At 31.3% G+C, this 15,383-nt stretch carries 15 protein-coding genes; 9 read left to right on the forward strand and 6 right to left on the reverse strand.

What is annotated here, in order from left to right; all coding sequences use genetic code 11:
* Positions 1-12 precede the first annotated feature (12 nt).
* The 5 genes from purL to L8W40_RS04305 are packed head-to-tail and all read left to right on the forward strand — an operon-like array spanning position 13 to position 6,531.
* Positions 13-2,190 (forward strand): phosphoribosylformylglycinamidine synthase subunit PurL, encoded by a 2,178-nt coding sequence (purL, locus tag L8W40_RS04285; protein WP_263664749.1) that lies wholly within the window; start codon positions 13-15, stop codon positions 2,188-2,190.
* A gap of 2 nt (positions 2,191-2,192) precedes the next feature.
* On the forward strand, positions 2,193-2,960 hold the full coding sequence (locus L8W40_RS04290) for a DnaJ domain-containing protein (protein WP_133319317.1): 768 nt from the start codon (positions 2,193-2,195) through the stop codon (positions 2,958-2,960).
* A complete protein-coding gene (gene purH, locus L8W40_RS04295) occupies positions 2,960-4,492 on the forward strand; it encodes a bifunctional phosphoribosylaminoimidazolecarboxamide formyltransferase/IMP cyclohydrolase (protein ID WP_263664750.1) in 1,533 nt (510 codons plus the stop codon). Before L8W40_RS04290 ends, purH begins: the two co-directional genes overlap by 1 nt.
* Before the next feature lie 15 nt (positions 4,493-4,507).
* Complete coding sequence (locus L8W40_RS04300) at positions 4,508-6,100, forward strand: methyl-accepting chemotaxis protein (RefSeq protein ID WP_263664751.1); 1,593 nt, start codon at positions 4,508-4,510, stop codon at positions 6,098-6,100.
* Between the two features lie 17 nt (positions 6,101-6,117).
* Positions 6,118-6,531 carry an META domain-containing protein gene (locus L8W40_RS04305; protein ID WP_263664752.1) on the forward strand — a complete coding sequence of 138 codons (414 nt, stop codon included), beginning with the start codon at positions 6,118-6,120 and terminating at the stop codon, positions 6,529-6,531.
* A gap of 10 nt (positions 6,532-6,541) precedes the next feature.
* Here the strand turns inward: L8W40_RS04305 and pyrF are convergent, their stop codons facing one another.
* The 6 genes from pyrF to L8W40_RS04335 are packed head-to-tail and all read right to left on the reverse strand — an operon-like array spanning position 6,542 to position 11,210.
* Positions 6,542-7,225 (reverse strand): orotidine-5'-phosphate decarboxylase, encoded by a 684-nt coding sequence (pyrF, locus tag L8W40_RS04310; protein WP_220566733.1) that lies wholly within the window; start codon positions 7,223-7,225, stop codon positions 6,542-6,544.
* The gene (nusB, locus tag L8W40_RS04315; RefSeq protein WP_263664753.1) at positions 7,222-7,620 is read right to left on the reverse strand and encodes a transcription antitermination factor NusB; all 399 of its coding nucleotides are present in this window, start codon (positions 7,618-7,620) and stop codon (positions 7,222-7,224) included. The genes pyrF and nusB overlap by 4 nt, the downstream gene beginning before the upstream one ends.
* A gap of 1 nt (position 7,621) precedes the next feature.
* Positions 7,622-8,092 carry a 6,7-dimethyl-8-ribityllumazine synthase gene (gene ribE, locus L8W40_RS04320; protein ID WP_263664754.1) on the reverse strand — a complete coding sequence of 157 codons (471 nt, stop codon included), beginning with the start codon at positions 8,090-8,092 and terminating at the stop codon, positions 7,622-7,624.
* A 12-nt stretch (positions 8,093-8,104) separates the two neighbouring features.
* Positions 8,105-8,908 carry a 3-deoxy-8-phosphooctulonate synthase gene (kdsA, locus tag L8W40_RS04325; RefSeq protein ID WP_263662353.1) on the reverse strand — a complete coding sequence of 268 codons (804 nt, stop codon included), beginning with the start codon at positions 8,906-8,908 and terminating at the stop codon, positions 8,105-8,107.
* Positions 8,909-8,926: 18 nt separating this feature from the next.
* A complete protein-coding gene (locus tag L8W40_RS04330; RefSeq protein WP_263664755.1) occupies positions 8,927-10,288 on the reverse strand; it encodes a uracil-xanthine permease family protein in 1,362 nt (453 codons plus the stop codon).
* Positions 10,278-11,210: a DMT family transporter gene (locus L8W40_RS04335; RefSeq protein WP_263664756.1), complete on the reverse strand. Its 933-nt coding sequence runs from the start codon at positions 11,208-11,210 to the stop codon at positions 10,278-10,280. Before L8W40_RS04335 ends, L8W40_RS04330 begins: the two co-directional genes overlap by 11 nt.
* A 100-nt stretch (positions 11,211-11,310) precedes the next feature.
* Here L8W40_RS04335 and der point away from each other — a divergent pair, with 100 nt between their 5' ends.
* Genes der through serS form a run of 4 tightly spaced genes read left to right on the forward strand, consistent with a single transcriptional unit; the run spans position 11,311 to position 15,380 of the window.
* Complete coding sequence (gene der / locus L8W40_RS04340; protein WP_263664757.1) at positions 11,311-12,696, forward strand: ribosome biogenesis GTPase Der; 1,386 nt, start codon at positions 11,311-11,313, stop codon at positions 12,694-12,696.
* Positions 12,680-13,177, forward strand: a complete 498-nt coding sequence (locus L8W40_RS04345; protein WP_263664758.1) for a shikimate kinase — start codon at positions 12,680-12,682, stop codon at positions 13,175-13,177. Before der ends, L8W40_RS04345 begins: the two co-directional genes overlap by 17 nt.
* Positions 13,174-14,133: a tryptophan--tRNA ligase gene (gene trpS, locus L8W40_RS04350; protein ID WP_263664759.1), complete on the forward strand. Its 960-nt coding sequence runs from the start codon at positions 13,174-13,176 to the stop codon at positions 14,131-14,133. Before L8W40_RS04345 ends, trpS begins: the two co-directional genes overlap by 4 nt.
* Before the next feature lie 11 nt (positions 14,134-14,144).
* Positions 14,145-15,380, forward strand: a complete 1,236-nt coding sequence (serS, locus tag L8W40_RS04355) for a serine--tRNA ligase (protein WP_263664760.1) — start codon at positions 14,145-14,147, stop codon at positions 15,378-15,380.
* Positions 15,381-15,383: the final 3 nt, after the last annotated feature.

A 15,383-nucleotide genomic window follows, 5' to 3' on the forward strand; every position in this document is an offset into this window, starting at 1 on the left:
AAGGAGATAATTATGGATAAAGAAGTTATAAAACAACACAAAATTAGCGATGAGGAATATCAAGAAATTTTAAATATACTAGGTAGAGAACCTAATTTATTAGAACTTGGAGTGATTTCTGCAATGTGGAGTGAACATTGCTCATATAAATCAAGTAAAAAATACCTTAATGGCTTTCCAACTAAAGCTCCTTGGGTAATTCAAGGTCCTGGTGAAAATGCTGGAGTAATAGATATAGGCAAAGGAATGGCTGCTGTATTTAAAGTAGAAAGTCATAATCACCCAAGTTTTATAGAGCCATTTGCAGGTGCAGCTACTGGTGTGGGTGGAATTTTACGCGATGTTTTTACCATGGGTGCTAGAGTTGTTGCAGGTATGAATTCTTTAAAATTTGGTAATATCCATGATGAAAAAATAGGCAAACATCAAAAATATTTAGTTAAGGGTGTAGTAAGTGGAATTTCACACTATGGTAATTGTATGGGTGTTCCTACTATAGGTGGAGAATGTGCTTTTGATGAGTGCTTTAATGGAAATATCTTAGTTAATGCTTTTGCACTTGGAACTTGCAAAATCGAAGATATTTTTTATGCAAAGGCTGAAGGTATAGGAAATCCTGTAATTTATGTAGGCTCAAAAACTGGTCGTGATGGACTTGGTGGAGCTGTAATGGCAAGCGATAGTTTTAATGAATCTAGCAAAAGCTTAAGACCAACTGTTCAAATTGGTGATCCATTTGCTGAAAAATTATTAATGGAAGCTTGTTTGGAACTTTTCAAAACTGATTATATAGTTGGAATTCAAGATATGGGTGCAGCAGGACTTACTTCAAGCTCTTTTGAAATGGCAGGACGCAGTGGTAGCGGGATGAAACTTTACCTTGATAAAACTCCTATGAGAGAAGAAGGTATGACTCCTTATGAGTTAATGCTAAGTGAATCTCAAGAAAGAATGCTAATTTGTGCTAAAAAAGGCTATGAAGAAAAAGTTATTGAGATTTTTAATAAGTGGGGGCTTGATGCAGCCATTATAGGCGAAGTTACAGATACTGGCAAAATGGAATTATTTTGGCATGATGAATTAGTTGGTCTAATCCCTATTGAACCACTAAGCGAAAAAGCACCTATACTTGATAGACCTGTGGCTAAGCCAAAATACTTAGATGAAATAAAAAACTATCAATTTAAACTTAGCATTCCCACTCAAGAAGCCTTTGAAAAACTTCTTGCAAATGAAAATATCAGCAATAAAGCTTATATTTATGAGCAGTTTGACTCAAGCGTACAAACTAACACCTTAAAAAGCGATGGGGCTTTAGGAGCAAATAGTATTAGAATTAAAGAAAATAATTGCTTGCTTTCTATGGCCATTGAGTGCAACTCAAGATTAAACTATGTAAATCCAAAAATCGGTGCAGCAGCAGCCGTTGCAAGCGCAGGAAGAAAAATAGCATGCTCGGGAGCTAGACCTTTGGCAATTAGTGATTGTTTAAACTATGGCAACCCACAAAACCCTGAAGTAATGTGGCAATTTGCCCAAGGCTGTGAAGGTATTAAACTAGCTTGTAAAGAACTCAATACCCCTGTGGTAAGCGGAAATGTTTCTTTATATAATGAAACCGATGGAGTAAGTATTTTTCCAAGTCCAACCATAGCTTGCGTTGGTATTCACGAAAAAGCAGAAAATGTTTTAAAATCATACTTTAGTAAAGAAACGCAAGCTATTTATTTAATAGGAGAAAGTAAAGGTAGTTTTGGTGGATCTTTGATTGCTAAAGTACTAGATCAAAAAGTCGCAGGAGAGCTTGAAGATATAGATTTTAAAGCAGAATTAAAACTATGGGATTTCTTACTAAAAGCAAACGAAGCAAAGTTACTTGATTGTGCTAATAGCATAGGCATAGGTGGTCTTGCTATGACTTTAGCCAAAATGAGCGCAAAGGCGAATTTAGGTGTAAATGTAAAAACAAATTTTGAAAACAGAAGTTTTATTTTTGAAGAAAGTCCAACTAGAGTTGTAATTGGTGTTAAAAATGAAGAAAATTTTATTGAATTTGCAAACAAAATGAAAATTAATTTTGCAAAACTTGGAATTTTAAATGAAAAAGATTTCGTTTTAGATGATATTAAGATATCTTTAGTAAAACTACAAAAAAATTATTTTGATAAATTTAAAGAATATTTAGGATAGAAATGCTTTTTGTTTTATTAGTATTAGCAATTCTTGCATTTTATTGGTATTATAAAACTTGGGGTAAAGATGATCTTTTAGGCTCTTTCAAAAAAGGAGCTAAAAGCTTCTCTCAAGGCTTTAAACAAGGCTATCATGAAGAAAGGATTGATGGCTTTAAAAGGAGATTAAACTATTATGTTATAGCGCTTTTAGCAAAAATAGCAAAAAGTGATGGTAGAGTTAGCGAGAATGAAGCAAACATGATCTCACAAATTCTTGATTATAATGCTAAAGATAAAAAAGAAAGAGATTTTTTAAAACAATGTTTTAATGAACATAAAAACACTTTAAATGATACTTTTGATATAGCCAAAGAGTTTATCAAAGAAGTGCCTTTACCACAACAAGAAAGAATTAATATTTTAAATGTCTTAGTAGCAATGGCTTTGATTGATGGAGAACTTAACAATACCAAAAAAGATGTCTTAAGAGCTATCATTAGAGCTTTTGAACTTGATGTAAATATACTTGAAAAACTTTTAAACTCTATGCAAACACAAAATACAGGTATGAATTTACAAAAGGCTTGTGAAATTTTAGGCTTAAATGAAAATGCAAACTTACAAGAGCTTAAAAAACGCTATAGAGAACTTGCCAAAAAATACCACCCTGATATTTTAAACGCAAACAATAGTGATGAAGAAAAAATCAAAGAAGGTGTTAAAAAATTTCAAGAAATTAATGAATCATATGAATTTTTAAAACAATATATAGAAAGGAAAAATTAATGAAAGCACTAATTAGTGTGAGTGATAAAGAAGGTGTTGTAGAATTTGCTAGCGAACTTACTAAATTAGGTTATGAGCTTTTATCCACCGGAGGTACTTATAAGCTTTTAAAAGAAAATAATTTACAAGTACAAGAAGTTAGTGAATTTACTCAAAGCCCTGAAATGTTTGAAGGGCGTGTTAAAACATTACACCCAAAAATTCATGGTGGAATTTTATACAAAAGAGAAAATGAAGATCATCAAAAACAAGCCAAAGATTACAACATCGAAAGTATAGACTTGCTTTGTGTGAATTTATATCCTTTCAAAAAAACTACAATTTTAACCCAAGATTTTGATGAGATTGTAGAAAATATCGATATTGGTGGTCCTGCTATGATACGCAGTGGTGCAAAAAACTTTAAAAATGTCATTGTCGTTTGTGATATTTTAGACTATGATAAAATCATACAAGCTTTAAAAGATAATACCTTAGATCTTGATTTTAGAAGAGCATTGATGATCAAAGCTTATGAGCATACAGCAAATTATGATGCTTACATAGCAAATTATATGAATGAGCGTTTTAATGGTGGCTTTGGTGCAAGTAAATTTATCGTAGGTCAAAAAGTGTTTGACACAAGATATGGAGAAAACCCTCATCAAAAAGGTGCTTTATATGAATTTGATGACTTTTTCACACACAATTTTACAACCTTAAAAGGTGAAGCAAGTTTTAACAATCTAACCGATATTAACGCGGCTTTAAATTTAGCAAGTGCTTTTGATAAAGCTCCGGCAGTAGCCATTGTAAAACATGCAAATGCTTGCGGATTTGCCATAAAAGAAAACTTACTCCAAAGCTATATCCATGCTCTTAAATGCGATACCTTAAGTGCTTATGGTGGGGTTGTTGCTATCAATGGAACTTTAGATAAAGAATTAGCGCAAAAAATCAATGAAATTTATATAGAAGTTATTATTGCAGCAAATGTAGACGATGATGCTTTGGAAGTTTTTAAAGATAAAAAGCGTATTAAAATCTTTACACAAAAAACGCCATTTTTAACTAGAGCTTATGATAAATATGATTTTAAACACATAGATGGTGGTTTTGTATATCAAGATAGTGATGAAGTTAAAGAAAATGAATTAAAAAATGCGATTTTAAAAAGCGAAAGAAAAGCTAATGAACAAGAATTAAAAGATCTTGAAATAGCTATGAAAATTGCTGCATTTACTAAATCAAACAATGTAGTTTATGTAAAAAATGGAGCTATGGTAGCCATTGGTATGGGTATGACAAGTCGTATTGATGCAGCTAAAGCAGCTATTAATAAAGCCAAGGAAATGGGACTTGATCTAAATGGCTGTGTTTTAGCAAGCGAAGCTTTCTTTCCATTTAGAGATAGTATAGATGAAGCTAGCAAAATAGGAGTAAAAGCCATCATTGAGCCAGGTGGAAGCATAAGAGATGAGGATATTATTCAAGCTGCTAATGAGTATGGTATCGCATTATACTTTAGCGGCATAAGACACTTTTTACACTAATAAAAGGAGTTTTAAATGTTTAAAAGCATAGGTGCAAAAATATCTTTAGCAATGATTTCTACATTGCTAATTAGTTTTATTATCATGCAGATTATCTTACAAAAAGATTCTCAACAAACTACAGATAGAATCAGCCGTGCACATTTAGATACTTTAAGCACTTCTGTTTTTCAAACATTAAGAATGGCAATGAATTTGGGCGATCCTGCTATTATAGAACAAGCTATAAAAGATGCTGGTGAAATAGAAGGTATAAAAGATATTAAAATTTATCCTTCAAAAAGCACAATTGAGCTCTTTGAAATACAACATTTTACAAAAAGTGATGAGAGTATTATCAACGAGCAATTTAACAAGCCAGAAATTAAAGCCATTGAAATCAATAACGATCAAGGACATTATCTAAGACTTATACGCCCACTTATCGCCAATAAAGGTTGTCTTGCTTGTCATGCTAATGCTAAAGAAGGCGATGTTTTGGGTGTTATGGATATGTATAATGATTTAAAACATGTAGATGATGATTTGGCAAGTTCAGCTAGAACTTATATTATAATCTTTAGCGTTGCTTTACTTTTTACCGTTTTTGCCGTACTTTATATCTTGAAAATAGTTGTAGGTAATCCTGTTTTAGATCTTTTAAAACATGCTAAAGAACTAGCTAGCGGCGATGGAGATTTACGCGCAAGAATTAATATAAAAAGCGCCGATGAAATAGGTAAAGCTTGCACCTACATCAACCAATTTATTGAAAAAATTCAAAATACAGTGATTTCTACTAATGAAAATTCTCAAATGGTAGATAAACAATCTAAACTTTTAAATGCTAATGCACTTGATCTAGCAAATAGAACTAAAGAAGGTCATACAAAAACTGATGAATCTTATCATTTAAGTGAGCAAATTCATACAGAATTACAAGATCTTGCTGAACTTTCAAATAACGCAAATAAAGCCAATACAAAATCTTTTGAAGTTTTAAACACCATGCTTGACTCATTAAATCAAGTAGTAGATAAGGTAAAAGTTGTAGCTGAAAATGAAGATATATTATCTCAAAAAGTAGAAGTTATGGAAAAACAAGCAGAAGAGATTAAAAAAGCTTCTGACATGATGGGAGAAATTGCTGATAAAACCAATCTATTATCTTTAAATGCAGGTATTGAAGCTGCGCGTGCTGGAGAATTTGGTCGCGGCTTTTCAGTTATTGCTGAAGATGTAAGAAATCTTGCTCAAAATTCAGAAGAATTTTTAAAAAATATTGCCATCGTAACCAAACAATTGGTAGATAGTATCAATGAAGTTTCTAAAGAGTTAAAACACAATGCTAACGAAATTAACTCTTTAAATCAAGATGCAAAAGAACTTGTAGAAGGAACCAATGAAGTAAAAGTTTGCAATGAAAATGCAAGAGATTTAGCAAATGCTTGCATGCAAAAAATTTCAAGTACACAAGAAACTTTACAATCTTTGCTTGATAAAATGCAAGAAACGGTAAAATTAAGTGATAAAAATGAAGAGATTTCAAAAATTTTATTAGATGTTGCTCATGAGTTAAATATAGTTTGTCAAAATTTAGAGGATGAATTAAAACATTTTCATGTATAAATCAAAGGAGTATAAAAATGAAAAAAATAATCACATTAAGTATAGCGAGCTTAGCTATTTTTAGTGGGTGTTCTGTGGCAAATTTAAGTGTTGATGATTTACAAAACAAAGAATTTACTATAAGTTCTTATGAAGCTAATGGAAAAAACCATGAACTTCCTCAAAATACTAAAGCAAGCATTAGTTTTAATAATAAAGATAAAAGAGTTTTTGGTGTATCAGGATGTAATAGATTTTTTGGAAACTATAAAGATCAAGGAAGTAGTATCAAAATAGAAGATAATCTTGCTTCGACAAAAATGCTTTGTGATCAAGAATCTATGAAATTTGAAAACGACTTCTTAAGATATTTTAATGGAGAATTTCAAATTATTAGTGATGATGATGGAATTATTTTAGAAAATAAGAAAATGAAAATTTATTTAAAATAAGCCTCTAGGCTTATTTTAAATGCTCTAATATATTCTCACAAACCATTCTAGGTTCTTTTGCCTTATAAATAGGTCTTCCAACCACGATAAAATCTGACAGATTATCCTTAGCACACTGTATATCAGCTACTCTTTTTTGATCATCTAAATTTTCTTTAAAAGGACGAATTCCAGGAGTTAGTGTAATAAAATTTGCATTTGTATTTTCTTTAATCAATAAGCTCTCATATACCGAACAAACCATACCATCAAGACCGCTTTCATAGCTAATTTTAGAAAATTCCTTAACAGCTTGTTTGATATCTTGTTTGTATATACTAAAAAATTCTTGCTCATCAAAACTAGTTAAAGCAGATACAGCAAGCACCAAAGGTCTTTTGCTTAAAACACTTAAACGCTCCATAATCATACACATAGCACTTTTACCTGCACTTGCGTGGATATTAAACATATCCACATCAAGCTTAGCAAGCTCTTCACAAGCATCTGCCATGGTATTTGGTATATCATAAAGCTTTAAATCTAAAAAGATTTTAAAATCATCCACTTTTTTAATCGCCTCTAAAAGCTTTGCTCCATCTCTTAAATATGATCTAAGCCCTATTTTAACCCAAAGATCTAAACCTTTTAATTCTTTAGCCAAACTAATACACTCATCATAACTTGACACATCAAAAGCCACACAAAGTTTCATTGCTTTTCCTTGTTAATTTTATCCAACACCCCGTTGATAAATTTAGGAGCATTATCTCCTGCCATTTCTTTTGCAAGCTCTATAGCCTCGTTAATGATAATCGCTTTTTGTGTAGAAGTAAATAAAATCTCATAAGTACCTAAACGCAAAATGGCCTTTTCTATACTAGCTACTCCATCTAATTTGTGCTCTTTTAAACACTCATTGATTTTCTCATCAAGCAAAGTAAGTTGCTCATTGATACCATCATATAAATCTAGAGTGAATTTTCTTTGGTCATTGCGAATTTTTTTCTCATCTAAAAATTCATTGATAAAATCTTTATTTTCTTGATTTAGCTGTGCTGCATAAAGCAAAGAAACTATACTTTGTCTTACTTGGTGTCTAGTAGCCATTTTAAGCCTTAATTTTTTGGATTAAATTAAGCATTTCAACCACAGTATGCATAGCTTCAAAGCCCTTATTACCTGCTTTACTACCTGCTCTTTCTATGGCTTGCTCTAAGGTATCAGTTGTTAAAACTCCAAAACTCACAGGCACATTAGCTCCAAGCCCTACACTTGCTATACCTTTAGTAGTTTCAGCTGCTACATAATCAAAATGTGGTGTACTTCCACGAATTACTGCTCCAACACAACAAATTCCATCAAATTTTTTACTCTCACAAGCTTGTTTTAATGCAAAAGGAATTTCAAAAGCACCTGGCACTAAGATAAGACTTAAGTTTTCTTCCTTGCCCCCATGTCTTAAAAAAGCATCTTTAGCACCTTCAACTAAACGATCTGTGATGATATGATTAAATCTTGCATTGATAATCGCAATTTTCTCATCACCTTTTAAACTTAAATTTCCCTCTATTATCTTCATAATTTTCCTTTTTTAAATGATTTCTTGAATTTTTAAAAGCGTATTTACGCAGTTTTTAAGTCTTGAAAGATCAAGCATATTTGGTCCATCGCATAAAGCTTTGCAAGGATCAATGTGCGTTTCAAAGAAAAATCCATCTACGCCTACACTAGCAGCAGCTCTTGCTAATGGCTCTACAAATTCACTTTTACCTCCACTACTTCCACCATTTGCTCCTGGCATTTGCACACTATGAGTAGCATCAAAAATAACTGGAGCATATTTTCTCATGATAACCAAACTTCTCATATCTACAACCAAATTTCCATAGCCAAAACTCGAACCTCTCTCAGCTACAAAAACTCCATTTTCTTTGGCTATTTCAAAACCTTCTTCATTAATGCCTCTAGTTTGTAAAATTTTAGCTACACTGTATTTAATATCCTCAGGATTTAAAAATTGCCCTTTTTTTACATTTACCTTGGCTTTTGTTTTAGCAGCAGCCACTAATAAATCAGTTTGCCTGCATAAAAAGGCAGGAATTTGTAAAACATCTACAACCTCAGCCGCAACACTCGCTTGAGAACTCTCATGAATATCAGTAAGAATTTGCATGCCAAATTTATCTTTCACTTTTTGCAAAATTTCCAAGCCTTTTTCAAGACCTGGTCCTCTAAAACTATTAATACTAGTTCTATTTGCTTTATCAAAACTTGATTTAAAATAAAAATCAATTCTATCATCTTTTAAAAAGCATTCAAGCTCTTGTGCAACTTTAAAAACAAGTTCTTCATTTTCTATTACACAAGGACCTGCTATTAGTATCATTTTTTTCATTATTTTTCCTTATTTTTATTATTTTACTTTATTTTTTTCATTTTCTTCAAGCGGAAAAACGCAATTTAAAATAATAGCCGTAATCCCACCTGCTGCAATCCCTGAAGAAAATAAAGTTTTAAACCACATTGGCATAAATTCTAAAATATCAGGATTATTAGAAACTCCAAGCCCTATACCCAAACTCATAGCTATGATGATAATAGAACGACGATTTAGATTTTCCTTAGAAATAATCCTAACTCCCGTTGCAGCTATAGTACCAAACATTACTAAAGTTGCTCCACCTAAAATAGGCTCTGGAATTTGTAAAGTAATATCAGCCACAATAGGAAATAAACCCAAAATCATCAACATAAAAGCTACAATAAATCCAACATATCGACTTGCAACACCTGTTAAAGCTATAACGCCATTATTTTGCCCAAAACATGAATTTGGAAAAGTATTAAAAAAGGCTGAAACAAAGGAATTAAAACCATTAGCCAAAACCCCACCTTTTAATCTTTTTGCATAAAGTTCGCCTTTAACTGGCTGATTTGAAACTTCACTAGTAGCACTAATATCGCCGATAGTTTCTAAAGAAGTTACCATAAAAACTAAAATCAAAGGTAAAATAAGATTATAATCAATACTCAAACCATAATGTAAAGGATCGGGTAAAAACACTAAAGGTAAATTTTCATTAAAATTAAAGGTAAAATTTTCAAAAGTCATAGCCACTAAAAGCCCTATTATCATAGCTATAAATAAAGAAGAAATTCTTATATAGGCATTATTGAAACGATTTAAAACAATAATACTTAAAATCACAACTCCGGCTAATAATAAATTTTGCAAAGAACCAAATTCACCACTTACCTTAGCCGCAAATCCACCTCCTGCACTCACAAGGCCAACATTAATCAAACTAAGACCTATAATCATCACAACTATACCTGAAACCAAAGGCGAAATCACTCTTCTAATAAAAGGTAAAATTTGTGAAATAATCATTTCAGTAGTAGAACAAAGCATTAAAGTGCCAAAAATGGCTCCAAGCATTGCTTCTTGCGATAAACCATTATTTTTTAAAACAAGCCCACCTAAAATAATAGGTGCAACAAAATTAAAACTAGTCCCTTGAATAGATAAAAGTCCACTCCCTATAGGACCCCAAGTTTTAATCTGCAAAAGCGAAGCAACACCTGAAGCAAAAAGCGACATACAAATAATTCTAGCCGTATTAGTATCATCTATTCCAAGTCCTTTGCAAATTAACAAAGCAGGTGTAATCACAGCCACAAACATAGCCATTAAATGCACTAATGCAGCAAAAAATGCCTTAGCAAAAGGTGGTCTATCTTCTAAACCATAAATTAAATCTGTTTTATTTTCCATTTTTCTTTCCTTTTGTTTGCTTACTAACCAAAATAATTCCTCCTAAAATAATGCTAAAAATTCCTATAAAAACCATTAAGCTAGGAAATTCATCTCCTAATAATATGCCCAAAAATAAAGTAAAAACTACATCTATATAGCTAACTCCCGCAACAACTCCTGCCTTTTTTGCTACTCCATAAGCTTTAGTAACATGAATTTGATACATTGCTCCAAAAATTCCCATCAAAACAATAAAAATCCAAGCTTTAAGACTAGGCATAACAAAAGGAGCAATTAAAAAATCAAGCTCTTTTATTTCATAAAAAGAACCTACAATCATAGACATTAAAGGCATCAAAGTACCAATTAAAACAAAAGATAAAGCTATAAATGGCGCTGGGTATGATTTTCTAAGCTCTCTTACGCTAGTTAGCGCCAAGGCTGCACAAAAACCGCTTAAAATTCCTAAAATACTATTTTTTAAATCAAAACCTGAATGCGTAGTGCTATCTGTAAAAGGCTGACAGATTAATAATACTCCTATAAAAGCAATCAAAATCCCAAAACAAGCTTTTAATCCCAAACTTTCTTTAAAAAACAAAAAAGCAATCAAAGCTATAAAAATAGGTGCTGTTTTTTGAAAAGCAAAAGCCCCACCTAACGAAATATTAGAAACATTATAAAAGAAAAGATATAAAGCGATCGTTCCTATAATACCTCTAAAAATAAGCAGTCCAAGATGTCCGCCACTTTTATGAAAATTTAATTTTGAAAGCGCATAAAGCATAAAAGCTGTGCCTATAATATTTCTAAAAAACATAATTTCAATCGATGATAATTCTTCACTAAGAATTTTTGCACAAGCACCTACAAATGCAAATTCTATAGAAGCAATAATCATAAAATATATACCTAAATTCTTTTTAACTATTCTTAACATATAAATTCCATATAAAATTCCTGTTATTTTAGTCTTTTTTTGCTTAATTTTAAGGCAATTTTTATATAATCACAAATAAAAATTTAAAAAATGAGTATTAATGCAAAGTATTATTTTAATAGGAAAACCAAATGTTGGCAAATCAAGTCTTTTTAATAGACTTGCAAGAAAGCGCATTGCAATAACTAGTGACATAAGTGGAACTACAAGAGATACTAATAAAATAGAAGTAGAAATTGATGGCAAAAAAGCTTTGTTGATAGATAGCGGCGGGCTTGATGAGAGTAATGAGCTTTTTAAAAATGTCAAAGCAAATTCGCTTAAAGCTGCTAAAAATAGTGATATTATCTTTTATATGGTGGATGGAAAATTTTTACCTGATGATGAAGATAAAGCTTTTTTTTATAAAATGAAAAAACTCAACAAACCCATAGCTTTAGTAATCAATAAAGTCGATAACAAAAAAGATGAGGAAAGATCTTGGGAATTTTCTAATTTTGGAGTAAAAGAAGTTTTTAATATCTCTGTAACACATAATATAGGCATTGATGAGCTTTGTATGTGGGCTAGTAAGTTTTTAGATGAAAGTTATTTAAATGCAGATGAAGAAGAAGACTTTGAAAGTTATTTAGAAAATTTTGATGAAAATAGCGGAGATTTTAAGCTAAAAACTATTAATGAAAATCATATTAAAGTGGGAATTATCGGCAGGGTTAATGTAGGAAAATCAAGCCTTTTAAATGCTTTAGTAAAAGAAGAACGTAGCGTGGTAAGCGATATAGCAGGCACTACAATTGATCCTGTTAATGAAAGCATTATGCATAAAGATAAAATCATCGAATTTGTAGATACTGCGGGTATTAGAAAACGCGGGAAAATACAGGGTTTAGAGCGTTATGCACTTAATAGAACTGAATATGCCCTAGCCAATGCTCAAATTGCACTTTTAGTACTTGACGCAGCTGAAGGTTTTAACGAACTTGATGAGCGTATCGCAGGGCTTGCTGCTAAACATTGTTTAGGTGTGATTATCGTACTTAATAAATGGGATAAAAGCGAACTTGATTTTGATAAAACTTTAAAAGAATTAAAACTAGATCGTTTTAAATTCCTAGCTTATGCGCCCGTTGTAAGCGTATCAGCTTTAAGTGGAAAAAGAATACATGTGCTTTTGGATAAAATTTTAGAAGTTTTTGCAAATTTCACCCAAAAAATTCCAACAGCAAAATTAAATGCTTTGGTAGAAGAAGCCACAAGAGCCCACCCGCTACCACATGATTATGGTAAATTAGTGAAAATTTATTATGCGGTTCAATACGACTTAGCACCTCCAAAAATAGCTCTAATTATGAATAGACCAAAAGCTTTACATTTTAGTTATAAACGATATTTACAAAATCAAATTAGAAAACAATTTAACTTTGAAGGTGTACCTTTAATTTTAGCTTCAAGAAAAAAAGGTAGCAAAGATGAGCAAGAAAACTAACCTCCTTTTTGTAGGATTTATGGGCTGTGGTAAAACAACTATAGCAAGGGTTTATGCAAAAAAATATGATAAATTCTTTTTAGATACAGATGTTTTAATCAAAGAAAAATTTAATCTTGAAATTAGTGAATTTTTTAAAACATATGGAGAAAAAAAATTTCGCAAAGAAGAAAAAAAACTTGTTTCGTTTTTAACTTATGTGCAAAATTGTTCTATTGCAAGCGGTGGTGGCTTCATAGAACAAAAAAAAATAAAAAATATTGGTACTATCGTTTACTTAAAAGCAAGTTTTGATTATCTCTTGCAAAGACTAAATAAAGAAGAATTGGCCACAAGACCCTTATTTTCAAACACAAACAATGCTAAAATACTATTTGATCAAAGAATCAAAAAATATGAAAAAAAAGCAAATATCATTATAAACATTGAAAACAAAAATATCCAAGAAATAATTAAAGAAATCAAAAAAGAGGTAAAATGAGAATTATTACAGGATTACAGCCAAGTGGGGATTTACATATAGGAAATTATTTTGGCTCTATAAAACAAATGCTAAATATGCAAGAAGAAAATCAAATGTATATGTTTATAGCAAACTATCATGCTATGACTTCAAATTTTAATGGAGAAAAACTTAAACAAAATTCACTCAAAGCTGCGGCAGCTTTTTTAAGTTTAGGAATTGATCCACAAAAAAGCGTATTTTGGTTACAAAGTGATGTAAAAGAAGTGATGGAGCTTTATTGGATTCTTTCTCAATTTACCCCAATGGGACTTTTAGAAAGAGCACATAGCTATAAAGATAAAATTGCCAAAGGTTTAAATGCCAACCATGGACTTTTTTCTTACCCTGTTTTAATGGCTGCAGATATTTTACTTTTTAATGCTCAAGTAGTTCCTGTAGGTAAAGATCAAATTCAACACGTTGAAATAGCAAGAGATATAGCTTTAAAAGTAAATAATGAATGGGGTGAAATTTTTACCCTACCTCAAGCTAAAGTTAATGATGAAGTTGCAGTAGTACCTGGTACTGATGGAGCTAAAATGAGCAAGTCTTATCAAAACACAATCGATATTTTTAATACACCAAAAGCTATTAAAAAACAAATTTCTTCTATTGTTACAGATAGTACAGCTTTAGAAGATCCAAAAGATTGGCAAAATTGTAATGTATTTAAAATCGCAAAATTGTTTTTAGACAAAACAAAACAAGAAACTTTAAAAAGTCGTTATGAAAAAGGTGGCGAAGGTTATGGGCATTTTAAAATGTATTTAAATGAAATCATTAGTGAGTATTTTGCCTCGGCTAAGGAAGAATATGAAAAATTACTAGCTAATCCTTCTAAAATCGATGAGATTTTAGAATTTGGAGCAAGCAAAGCAAAAAAACAAGCCCGAGAAACAATGGAAAAAATTTATGCTAAAATAGGACTATAAAAGGAGTTAGAATGTTAGATTTAAAACTTTTGCAAAATAATTTTGATGAAATTGCGCAAAAACTAAAAGCTAAAAAAGTAGATGAAAATTTACTCAAAGAACTTAGCGACTTATTTATAAATTTAAAAAAAGAAAAAGCACTTTTGGAAGAATTTCAAGCTTTTCAAAATAAATTTAGTAAAGAGCTTGCAACAGCACAAGATAAAGAAAGCTTAAAAGCGCAACTAAGCCAAAATAAAGAAAAAATCAATACTCAGTCAAAAATCGTTAGCACGCTAGAAGAAAAACTAGAACAAATTGCCCTAGCAATACCAAATATCCCTGATGATTGCGTGCCTTTTGGAAAAGATGAAGATGAAAATATAGAATTAAAAAAAGTTCTAACACCTCCTAGTTTTGATTTTGAAATCAAAGAACATCATGATTTGGGAGAAAAATTAAACTGGCTTGATTTTGCAAGAGGGGTTAAAATCTCACAAAGTCGTTTTTGTGTGCTTAAAAATGAAGGAGCTTTACTAAGTAGAGCCTTGGTAAATTATATGATTGATTTTAATAGAAGTAGAGGTTTTGAGCTAGTCAATGTACCATTTTTAGTAAATAGCGCAACCATGTATGGCACAGGACAGCTTCCTAAATTTAAAGATGATATGTATAAGGTAGAAAATGATGATTTATATCTCATCTCAACTTCTGAAATTCCTGTAACTAATCTTTATTCTAATGAAATTTTAACTCAAGAAGAACTACCCTTAAAAATGACCTGCTATAGTGCTTGTTTTAGACAAGAAGCAGGAAGCGCGGGTAGAGATACAAGAGGTATTATAAGACAACATCAATTTGAAAAAGTAGAGCTTGTTAGTATATGCAAACCTGATCAAAGTGAATTAATGTTTGAAGAAATGTTAAATTGCGCTAGTGATTTACTAAGCTCTTTGGGTCTAGCACATAGGCATTTAATGCTTTGCACGGGAGATTTGGGCTTTTCTGCTGCGAAAACAGTAGACTTAGAAGTATGGCTTCCATCGCAAAACAAATACCGTGAAATTAGCTCTGTGTCAAATTGTAAAGATTTTCAAGCAAGACGTGCAAAGATCCGCTTTAAAAACGATAAGGGCAAAAATGAATTAGTTCACACACTTAATGGTTCTTCGCTAGCTGTTGGTAGAACCTTAGTAGCTATTATGGAAAATTATCAAGAAAAAGATGGAAATATAAGAATTCCTGATGCATTAAGAAAATACTTTTAAGAG

The organism is Campylobacter sp. IFREMER_LSEM_CL1846, from assembly GCF_025772105.1.
Classification (GTDB): Bacteria; Campylobacterota; Campylobacteria; order Campylobacterales; family Campylobacteraceae; genus Campylobacter_D; species Campylobacter_D lari_D.